This window comes from Streptomyces sp. NPDC059037 (assembly GCF_042740015.1).
Lineage (GTDB): Bacteria > Actinomycetota > Actinomycetes > Streptomycetales > Streptomycetaceae > Streptomyces.
The window spans coordinates 1-9,596 of the sequence record NZ_JBHYIG010000343.1 but is presented as its reverse complement, the minus strand read 5'-3'; the positions used below and the strand labels follow the sequence as shown (position 1 = coordinate 9,596).

General features: G+C 67.3%; 8 protein-coding genes. 2 read left to right on the top strand and 6 right to left on the bottom strand.

Annotation, left to right across the window (positions count from 1 at the left end; translation table 11 throughout):
- The 3 genes from eccCa to ACFWY6_RS40860 all read right to left on the bottom strand — a co-directional run.
- On the bottom strand, window positions 1-2,022 hold a 2,022-nt coding region (gene eccCa / locus ACFWY6_RS40870), incomplete at its 3' end, for a type VII secretion protein EccCa (protein WP_384701588.1).
- Window positions 2,019-3,134 (bottom strand): type VII secretion protein, encoded by a 1,116-nt coding sequence (locus tag ACFWY6_RS40865; RefSeq protein WP_384701585.1) that lies wholly within the window; start codon window positions 3,132-3,134, stop codon window positions 2,019-2,021. The genes eccCa and ACFWY6_RS40865, both read right to left, overlap by 4 nt.
- Window positions 3,135-3,145: 11 nt before the next feature.
- On the bottom strand, window positions 3,146-4,510 hold the full coding sequence (locus ACFWY6_RS40860) for an EsaB/YukD family protein (RefSeq protein ID WP_384701590.1): 1,365 nt from the start codon (window positions 4,508-4,510) through the stop codon (window positions 3,146-3,148).
- Window positions 4,511-4,993: 483 nt separating this feature from the next.
- On the opposite strand from ACFWY6_RS40860, the gene ACFWY6_RS40855 reads away from it, so the two are divergent.
- Complete coding sequence (locus ACFWY6_RS40855; protein ID WP_384701582.1) at window positions 4,994-6,220, top strand: IS110 family transposase; 1,227 nt, start codon at window positions 4,994-4,996, stop codon at window positions 6,218-6,220.
- 24 nt (window positions 6,221-6,244) lie between these two features.
- Here the strand turns inward: ACFWY6_RS40855 and ACFWY6_RS40850 are convergent, their stop codons facing one another.
- The 3 genes from ACFWY6_RS40850 to ACFWY6_RS40840 form a co-directional block, all read right to left on the bottom strand.
- Window positions 6,245-6,541 carry a hypothetical protein gene (locus ACFWY6_RS40850; RefSeq protein ID WP_384701579.1) on the bottom strand — a complete coding sequence of 99 codons (297 nt, stop codon included), beginning with the start codon at window positions 6,539-6,541 and terminating at the stop codon, window positions 6,245-6,247.
- 59 nt (window positions 6,542-6,600) lie between these two features.
- Window positions 6,601-7,461 carry a pentapeptide repeat-containing protein gene (locus tag ACFWY6_RS40845; RefSeq protein ID WP_384701576.1) on the bottom strand — a complete coding sequence of 287 codons (861 nt, stop codon included), beginning with the start codon at window positions 7,459-7,461 and terminating at the stop codon, window positions 6,601-6,603.
- Window positions 7,462-7,624: 163 nt separating this feature from the next.
- Window positions 7,625-8,500 carry a pentapeptide repeat-containing protein gene (locus tag ACFWY6_RS40840; protein WP_384701573.1) on the bottom strand — a complete coding sequence of 292 codons (876 nt, stop codon included), beginning with the start codon at window positions 8,498-8,500 and terminating at the stop codon, window positions 7,625-7,627.
- Window positions 8,501-9,308: 808 nt separating this feature from the next.
- Between ACFWY6_RS40840 and ACFWY6_RS40835 the strand changes: the two genes are divergently transcribed.
- On the top strand, window positions 9,309-9,596 hold a 288-nt coding region (locus ACFWY6_RS40835), incomplete at its 3' end, for a hypothetical protein (RefSeq protein ID WP_384701570.1).

Here is a 9,596-nt window from a genome sequence, read left to right as displayed (position 1 = left end):
GTCCAGGACGGTACGTGACTCGTCGGCGGAGAAGGTGCGCAGGCCGAGGCGGTAGGAGAGGTAGGTCTCCAGGCCCTTGAGCTTGCCGGATTCGATGCGCTGGCTGGAGAGCAGCAGGTGGACGCCGATGGAGCGGCCGATGCGGCCGATGGACAGGAACAGGTCGATGAAGTCGGGCTTGGCGGTGAGGAGTTCACCGAATTCGTCGATGACGACGAACAGGTGGGGCAGCGCCTCCAGGCCGAGCTCGGGCTGCTGGGCGCGCAGGGCGGCGTAGTGGCCGATGTCGGCGACGTTGCCCGCGTCCTTGAGGACCTGCTGGCGGCGCTTGACCTCGCCGGCCAGGCTGGTGTGGACGCGCTCGACGAGTCCGGCCTGGTTCTCCAGGTTGGTGATGACACCGGCGACGTGCGGGAGGTGGGTGAAGGGGGCGAAGGTGGCGCCGCCCTTGTAGTCGACCAGGACGAGGGCGAGGTCTTCGGGGGAGTGGGTGGCGGTGAGGGCCAGGACGAGGGTGCGCAGGAGTTCGCTCTTGCCGGAGCCGGTGGCGCCGACGCACAGTCCGTGCGGGCCCATGCCCAGTTCGGAGGACTCCTTGAGGTCCAACAGGACTGGCTCGTGGCGGTCGTTGAGACCGATGGGTACGCGCAGGAAGTCGCGCTCGCCGCGTGGCGCCCACAGCCGTTCGAGGTCGAGGGCGGCCGGGTCGTCGATGCCGAGGAGGGTGGGGAAGTCGACGGGGCCGGAGATCGGGGTGCCCTCGGCGGCGGATTCGGCCGACAGGCGCAGCGGGGCGAGCAGGCGGGCCAGGCCTTCGGCGCCGGCGATGCTCATCGGATCTGCGGTGCCGTGGCCGGGCAGCGCGTCGGGGGTACGCAGGTCCTCGACGCTCACCTCGTCGCCGTCGACGGTGATGCGTACGGACACCTGGTCGGGTTCGTGGACCTGCTGTTCGAGCAGGTGGAGCACGGTCACGCCCATGGCGGTGAGGTCGACGGCCGTGTCCGGGCGGGGGAGTTCGGTGGCGGTGCGGCCGTGGCAGTCGCTGACGACAAGGAGCCGGTCGTTCATCCGCAGGGCGTTCTTGTCGGACAGGCCGCGGCGTACTTCGGCGGCGTAGGAGGAACGGCGGCGCAGATCCGGGGCGCACTGCCGGGCGAGCTGGTCCAGGCTCGGTGCGATCCGCCGCGCGGCGAGGGGCCCGTCGTCCTGTTGGGGGTCGAGGATGTGGGGCAGCCACTTCGCCCACTCCCACGCGTCCAGGCGTTCGCCGGGCACGCCGAGCGCGATGGCGACGTCGTCCGGCGCGTGGGTCACGGCGGCCTGGATCAGCAGGGCGCGCGCGACGCGCAGGACGCCGTCCCGCTCGCCGATGACGCTGACATTGCCCGCGCGGTCCAGCGGCGCCAGGAGAGGGAAGTCGGTCGCGGTGGTGAACCGGTGCTGCAACGCCCGCGCCTCGTTGAGCATGAACGGATCGGGCGGGGTCAGCACACCGCTGCCCGAGTTCTGCCCGATGGCCAGAGCCTGGACGGGTACGTCGCCGGTGCCGAGCCGCACGCGCAGGAAGTCCGCGTCAAGCCGGCGCCGCTCCCACAGCCGCGCCGGGTCACGGACCAGGTCGTACAGCGCCGTCGGCGGCGGATTGAGGATCCGTGCCTGTTGCCGCAACTCCCGCTCCATGGCGCCCAGTTCCTCGCGCTGTTCCTCGACGTACTCGAGATAGCGCTCGCGCTGGGTACGCCGGGTGCGCTGGGCCTTGCCGCGCTGGGACAGGAAGAGGGCGACCGCGCCGAGCAGGGCGAAGACCAGGACGATCGCGCCGACGGCGGCGAACTGGCTGTTGCGGATGACGGTCATCATCACGACCGAGCCCATGACACCCGCCATCGGCAGCAGCGCGGTGGCCGCGTTGCCCATCTTGCCCTCGGGCAGATTGGGCGGCGGCTCGATGGTGCGCTCCGGCGGGGCGGCCAGGGGCCGGGTGGAGCGGGCCGGGCGGTGGATGAGGCGGTGGGTCATCGCACCCGCACCGCCCGCCCCATCGCCTCGGCGGCCAGCTGGACGGCGGCGTCGCGGGAGTTCTGGCCGAGCATGCCGGTGTGGATGGGGCCTCCTTGGGCCAGATGACGGTCGTAGGCCAGGGGCACCACGGCCACCCCGGTCTCGCGCAGATGCGCGGCGGCCGTCTTCAGATCGAGCGTCGTGTCGGGGGAGTTGGCGGAGAGCGCGACCACGGTGGTGGCCAGGGCCGAGTGCGGCAGCTGGGCCAGCCAGTCCAGGACCACGCGGGTGCCGCCGACGCCCTCGGCGGTCATCGGGGCGACCACCACGCGGGCGTGGGCGGTGTCCATCGCGGTGCGGGCCACCTCGCCGGGCAGCGTCTCGCAGTCGACCACGGTGACGGCGAAGTAGCGACGCAGCGCGAGGGTGACGGTGCGATAGGTGGGTACGTCGAGCGGCGCGCCGACCCTGCCTTGGCTCGCGGGCAGCAGCCAGCCGCCGTCGGTGACCGGCACCAGGTAGCCGGTGACGTCGGTGAGTTGCATGGCCGGGCTGAGGAGGGGGGCCAGGTCCGCGCAGGCCCAGCGCACCGTCTCCGCGCCGAGGCGGACCGGCAGGGTGCCGAGCGCGGCGTCGGCTTCCAGGGCGAGGACGGGGTCGTGCCGGTAGTGGTTGAACGTCCGGGCCAGCAGCGCGGAGACGGTGGACTTGCCGACCCCGCCGCGGATGGAGGTCACGGCGATGACGCGGCCGGTGGTGACCGGCTGCTGCACCTCGCGGGCGAGCCGGGTCTGCTCGGCGACCTCCTGCCCGGCCGACGCGGTGAGTTTGCGCAGCGAGCGTCCGGTGCGCCGGACCGCGGAGTCGCCGTGCTGGGGGATGCCCAGGGCACGGGCCAGGCGGGGGTCGATGGTGGGCACGGACTCGGGGGTGGGCATCGAGACACGCGGGTCGCGGGCGCCGCCGCGTACGGTCGGAGCCGTTGGCTGAGGGGTCGGCCGTGGGTTTGCGGGTGCTTCACTCTCCGCTCTCGTCGCCAGGCGCAGCGCGGCGGCTTCGGCGGACTCCGCGGAGGCGGCTCCCAGCTCCCGCAGCACGTCGCGCTGCCAATCCGATCCGCTGTCAGACATGGACGGCTTCCCTACGCGAAGGTGTCGAGCAGACGCCCGTACACACCGAACACCCCGATGACGAGCGGCAGCAGCGCGATCACACCCACCGACTCCAGTACGTCACCGAAGCGACGAAGCCGCACCCGCACATGCTCGGCGGGCTGCACCGCAAGCACCACCAGCGGAACCAGAGCCAGCCCGGCCAGCACGCCGAGGGGCCCAACGGCCGCCGACCGCTCAAGCCACACCACCACCAACGCCACCGCGACGACCGCGGCGGCGACGAACAGCCCCACCACCTCGGCGACCAACGGAAAGGCCCGCGCCCGCAACGCCAGCACCACCGCGGTGACCACGGCAAGGAGAACGGTCCACACGGTCGGCGCGCGCAGCACCATCAGGCCGGCCGCAGCCGCAGAGACGGCCAGCACGATGGTGGCGACGGCCAGTCCATGGTGGGTGGCGGTCAGCGCGGTGCCCACTCGGTACCGGCTCACCGATGCCCCGCCCGAGCGCCGGTCATCGAGCCCCGAAAGCCCGGAGGCCATCAACGCGAGCCGCGGCAGCACCCCGAGCACCACCACCGACACGACAGCGAGCAAGGAACCCACCCGGGCTTGCTCAGCCGCTGTCCCGGCGCCGTCCTGCAGTGCAACGGCCGCTTCCCACGCCACGAGGCACCCCACCAGGGCCCCGGCACCGATCAACGCGCCGCGCCCCAGCGGGGAGAACCATCCCAGCAGCAGGAGTGCCACCCCTGCGCTCACGGCAATGCCCGCGAGCCGTACCGCTCCCGTCCAGGCGTATGCATCGGCGAGCGTCCAGCTGCCTAGCACGCCCAGGGATCCGGCCGTCACGATCAAGGTGGCGGCCAGTTCCAGCCGCCCGGCCCGCCCCAACAGGGTGCCGCCGAGAGCCGATACGGCACCGCCACCGAGCAGTGCATTGCCCACGGCGGACAGTTCGAACTCACCGCGGGCCAACACCCCGGCGACGAGCGCCCAGAAGACGGTGGCTATCCCCGCCATTACCCGCCTGGCAACTGGCCGCCACCGCCAGGCTCGCACATCGAGATCGCCAGCGGCCTCGTCGGTGACGTCATGCACGACGGGCGCCGAGGGCGCGTCCTCGGCCCGCACCAGCCGCAGCACGGCGCCGTCCGGTATCCCGGCGGACTCGAGCGTGCTGTCGTGCGCAAGGGCCGAGCCGTCCGCGGTGACCAGATGCCGCAACATGGGCCGCCCGGCGGCCTGATCATCGAGGAGCCGCAACACTTCAGGGAGCAGCAGCCCCACCGGCTCCTGGGAGGGAAGGACAAGGTCCACCCGCCGCCGCTCACCGACCAGGGTGACTCGGCTCAAGGCCGTACGACTCGTACCGCTCGTGCGGCTCAACGGCCCCGCAGATATCACGCGTTCGAACCTAATTCTCTTGGAGCGGTCAGGAGCGGGTGTCGCCCGTTCCTGAGCTGTTCGAATCGGAGCCGCGACGCCTAGTTCGAACCTGGCAGTTCGATGCCCAATGATAGAGCGGCGCGCGGCACCGGCCTTGTGGTGGTGGCCGGATGCGTCGGGTGGATGCCTGTGCCTCTTCTGGCCGTTGGAGGCTTCAAGAGGGAGCGGCCGCGCCCGGCGCACCGGCGACCACCACCCCATCCGGCGATCCCTGATGAGCGATTCCGGTGCGAGCCCGCTGCATGGTGACCTCTCGCCGGTCCCGGGCCATTGAGCCCTGGGCAAGACCGAGGCCCGTGCGGTGCGCCGGTGCCACGAACGGCTTGTGCGATGCCGGCCCGGCAGAGGCCTGGAATTAGGGAGCCGCGTGGCCCGCATGCGCTCGTGACCGGCGCAGATACCTGCACCAAGAGGAGGAACGTCGTGATCTACTGCGGAATCGACTGGGCCGAACACCATCATGATGTGGCCCTGGTCGACACGCCCGGCACGCTGCTGGCCAAGCGCCGCATCGGCGACGACGTGGCCGGCTACCGGGTGCTGCTGGACCTGCTTGCCGAGTACGGCGACACCGAGGACACCCCGATCCCGGCGGCGATCGAGACCTCCCGCGGCCTCCTGGTTGCCGTGCTGCGGCAAGGCAAGCGCCAGGTGTTCGCGATCAACCCGATGGCCGTAGCCCGCTACCGAGACCGCCACGGAGTCAGCCGCAAGAAGTCCGACCCGGGCGATGCGTTGGTGCTGGCGAACATCCTGCGCACCGACATGGTCAGGCACCGCCCGCTGCCCCGGGACAGCCACCTGGCCCGCGCGATCGCCGTCCTGGCCCGCGCGCAGCAGGACGCGACCTGGAACCGGCAGACGATGGCCAACCAACTGCGGTCCCTGCTGCGGGAGTTCTACCCCGCCGCCCTGGACGCGGTCGCCGGATGGCAGAACGGCCTGTGCCGTCCGGAGGCCCGTGAAGTGCTGCGCATCGCGTCGACCCCGAGCCGGGCGGCGCGCCTCTCGCTCGCCCAGCTTCGCTCGGCCCTCAAGCGGGCCGGACGCCGGCGTGGCATCGACGCCGAGGCCAGGCGCCTGCGCGAGGTCCTTCGCGGCGACTACGCCCATCAGCTGCTCCTCGTCGAGGAGGCGTTGGGCAAGCAGATGCTCGCCCTGCTCGGCCAGTTGGAAGCCGCCTGCACGGCCGCCGACGATCTGGCGAAGGCGGTCGAAGAGGCCTTTCCCCGCCATCCGGACGCCCATGTGATCACGAGTTTCCCCGGCCTTGGCATCCAGCTCGGCGCCCGGGTCCTGGCCGAGATCGGGGACGACCGCGACCGCTTCGCAGACGCCCGTGGCCTGAAGGCCTACGCCGGATCGGCCCCGATCACCCGGGCCTCGGGCAAGAAGCACTACGTGGGCCGCCGCAGGGTCAAGAACGACCGCCTCAACCACGCGGGCTACCTGTGGGCCTTCGCAGCCCTCACCGCCTCGCCTGGGGCCAAGGCCCACTACGGGCGCCGCCGCGAGAAGGGAGACTGGCACGCGCAGGCCCAGCGACACCTGTTCAACCGCCTGATCGGCCAGCTCTACCACTGCATCCACACAGGCGAACTGTTCGACGAACACGTCGCGTTTCCCTCCCTCCTCGAAGCTGCGGCTTGACTACTTGACCCCGTGCGATGTCTATCATCGAGAGGAATGCGTCAGGGAAGGCGAAGGTGAGGAAGAACCAGGGGAATTGGGAGAAGCAGGCACCGACGACCCGTAGGGACTCTTCCCAATGAGTCGGTGCGAGACGAACGACCATCCCACGCATCCGGCACACAAGATCGCCGCGATCACCACTCCGGCGAACACCTTCCCAAACCGCTCATCAAACGCCCGCCGCTGCCGCTGTGCTCCGAAAAGCAGGGCATCACGAAGCCGTCGGCGCCGTACCGACACCGACTCAAGTAGCTGACTGTCGTAATCCTGGGCTGCCATGACTCAATTCAGGGTCGCTTATGCTGAGCGGCTGTCAACAAACGTGGTCACGAGATGGATCATTGGGCTGACTCACTCTGCAGTTCACCGGTGACCTCCGAGACAAATCGTGCGGCTTCGGCCTCGGTGATTTTGACGTGATCAACATCGTCATGTCCCAATTCGTACAGGCGCAGGTACTCAGTCGGTTCCCAGCGCAGGTTCCGGGTGAACGCTTCGTCGTAGGCGACGCCACTCACCATTCGACGCCGCACAATTCCCTGAGGACTGCTACGCGGACAGCCATCACTGATCTTCGCGTAGTAAGTGATGTCTGCGGATGATCGATTGAGGACCCGCACCGCTGCGCCGCGACTGTTCAGCCACTGCTCGAGTTCAGGTCCGGCGATCTCGCGCTGCACACCTCTTGCTTCAATGAACGCGGGTCCGAAGATCGTTCCCGAGAGCCCGGCAACGACTGTGTGCTCGTCAAACACCGTTCTAAGCGACGTTTCGCCCACAGATGCGTTGGAGAGATCGGCGCCCTGGAGTTGAACGTCGAGGAGTGAGGCCCCGTCGAGCGTCGCTTCTTGGAAGCACGCGGACCGTGCGTCCACCTTCCAGAGGTCCGCGCTGCCCAGGTTGGCACGGCGCAACTGGGCGCCACACAAGGACGTGTCGCGCAGATCGGCCTTTGCCAAGGACGCTTCACTCAGATCAGCGTTGTCGAGTACGGCGTCGGCGCTCTGTACACGGTACAGATCCGCGCCGACGAGCTTGGCCTCTACGAGCTTGGTGTCAAAAAGCGTAGCCAGCGCCAGGTCAGCGCCCGACAGGTCGACGCCAGAGAGATCAAGTTGAGAAGCATCCAAAGTCGTCTCGTCATCTGTCGCGTCGCACCAGGCCCGCAAGGCCACAGCGGCCTCAGGCTCGGCTGGCATGACCCGCACAGCCCTACCGACATCACGGGTACCAGACAACTCGCTCACCTCCTCCGCTGCTGTTCGACCATCGCCTTGAATCGCCGGGCGGGGCTTGGCTGGTACTGCGTACGTCCGAGGTGAGGGCGACCGAAGGTCATCCGCGGAGTCCTCGTCGGTGGGGTCAAAGAGGCTGGCTGCCGCCGAGCTTGGCGGTGATTCGAGTGACGAATCGGTTTGCCTCCTCTTCTGTAATCTCAACGTGGTCACTATCGTTGTGGCCGAGTTCATATAGACGCAGGTACTCCGTGGGCTCCCAGCGTAGATTCCGGGTGAACGCTTCATCGCGGAAGGATTGTCCAGCTCGGCGTCGCCGCACGATCCCAGCGGGTCGCTCCCGGGGGAATTCGTCGTCAATGTGAGCGTAGAAGGTGACTGTCCCAGGAGGCGAGTTGAGTACGTTTACGGAGGCTCCACGGCTTTCCAGCCAAAACTCCAGCTCAAGGCCGGCAAGTTCCCGTACGGAACCGCCTTCATCGACGTGAGCTGGTCCGAAGACGCTGCCGGTAAGCCCTTGAAGGATCGTCTCCTCGTCGAGGACCGCATCGAAGGAGGTGTTGTGCAGTGTTGCATCGGTGAGGTCAGCGCCCCGAAGGCACGTTTTCGCGAGGACGGTCCCATTGAGCCGTGCACCGCGAAGTACTGCTGATGTCGCATCGGTTTCGGTGAGCTTGGTACCGCTCAGATCGGCTCTAGTGAGGTTTGCGCTGCGCAGGGATGCCCCGTCAAGCACAGCCTTGGCGAGTGAAGCGCCAGTGAGATCCGCGGAATCGAGCACGGCGTCTTCCAGATGTGCTCGGTAAAGATCAGTGTCCACCAGCGTGGTGCGCTTCAGCCCCGTTCCGCTGAACACCCCGAGAGCTAGATGGGCTCCGGTGAGGTCGGCACCAGAAGCATCGAGACCTGAGAGGTCCAAGGTGGTGTCCTGCTGCTGGGACCACGACTGCAGCTCTGCAGCTGCTTCGGGGTCGGCAGGCATCACGCGAACGACTCGCCGCATGTCACGGATCCCAGACAATTTACTCACTCCACTTGTATTCATCGACGTTCATCTTGATGCGTGTGCTACTACTGGGTGCCTCATTCCGTGGTTTTAGATGGGGAGATTGTTGAACTCGGTCATCACCACGTCAGCCGGGTCGATGCGATGCGTTTCGCCGTCACACCCTAGTGCCTCGATGACGTTATCGGTAGCCGCGAGGATCGGTGGCGTTGTCATGTGTGGAACCCTTTACCTTTGCTGATCACTTCGGAAATTTCACCACCTTTCATCTACATAGTCCGAGACCTCAAGGAGCCGTGCATGTTCCACAGGCGGGATCGAATATGTATGGCTCCGAACGCGAGCAACGAATTCGTCGGGCAGTGCCACGTTATGCCTCTCTACGTAGAAGTAAAGGTCGCCTCTCCATAGCCACTGTCCGTCGGTGTACAGGGAATCGCCACCGAGGATCTGTCGGCCAGATCCCAGCTTGTCCTCTGACGCTCCCATAACGGCTACAATTTCATGCCCGGCTCGCAGGTATTCGGCGATCTTTTGCTGGTCAGGGTATGGCTCTGAGAGGATGAATTCCCGTACGCTGCCTCGCGGATTGCCAAAGCCTGGAGACCAGAGTTCCGTGAAGTGATCCGCAATTTGCATAGAAGAGCCTGTTCTATTGGGTCATCGGGAGGAAGGTGCGCCAGTATCCCATTCTGTTGATCCTCGGGATCTGGCCTGGCCCGCGATTAGAAAAGGTTCCCACTGCATCCGTGGGGGCCATAACGGGCACGCCCAGTTCGTTCGCTATCGCTTGGGCCGCTGAATCGTGCAGGACTCCTTCTCCGGTGGGTGGCGCGATTTCATCCGACATGAAGCGGACATATCCTGTGTGGCAGGATATGAGACGGATCGGTCCACCGTTGTAGCTAGGGTTGTTTCGAATTGCGTCAGCGATGTGGGAGGGGTGTACGTCGCCAGCAGGGAAGCCTACCCCCGCTTCGTTGATGCGTCCTGGCATGAAGAACCCTCGATTGTTCCCATGTACCACGACATCGTGGTACCCCTCCAGGGGTTTCACGCGAGCGAAGTTGCCCACGGTGTTCTGGTCATACCC

What these genes read in the sequence shown, in the direction of transcription:
- ACFWY6_RS40865 (WP_384701585.1), bottom strand. Translation starts at nt 3,134, where the DNA reads ATGTCTGACAGCGGATCGGATTGGCAGCGCGACGTGCTGCGGGAGCTG.
- ACFWY6_RS40850 (WP_384701579.1), bottom strand. Translation starts at nt 6,541, where the DNA reads ATGGCAGCCCAGGATTACGACAGTCAGCTACTTGAGTCGGTGTCGGTA.
- ACFWY6_RS40845 (WP_384701576.1), bottom strand. Translation starts at nt 7,461, where the DNA reads ATGCCAGCCGAGCCTGAGGCCGCTGTGGCCTTGCGGGCCTGGTGCGAC.
- ACFWY6_RS40840 (WP_384701573.1), bottom strand. Translation starts at nt 8,500, where the DNA reads ATGCGGCGAGTCGTTCGCGTGATGCCTGCCGACCCCGAAGCAGCTGCA.